Consider the following 241-nt stretch of genomic DNA (forward strand, 5'->3'; position numbering starts at 1 on the left):
GAATAGAGGAGGAAGCCTTTTCATGTAGGTCTGTATCAAGAGTCTTTACATTCAGGCCATGACCTTCACCAAGAACAACATCCCACAGAAACACGATATCATCACGACTAGTTGCTTCATCGAGAGAAATACCGATCAGGGCATCGTCAGTTTCACGCAGGCAAATGCCAGCTTCGCGGGAACGTCTAACAATGGCGTCTTTATCGCGCACCTTAAGAGTGACAGTATCAAACCAAGTGTC

At 46.5% G+C, this 241-nt stretch carries 1 protein-coding gene; it reads right to left on the reverse strand.

Annotated features, from left to right (window positions below; genetic code table 11):
• The coding region (locus ACY2RR_RS24655; protein WP_490110845.1) for a hypothetical protein at nt 1–241 on the reverse strand (241 nt) is incomplete at both ends.

This window comes from Parendozoicomonas sp. 2304DJ65-17, assembly GCF_058148445.1.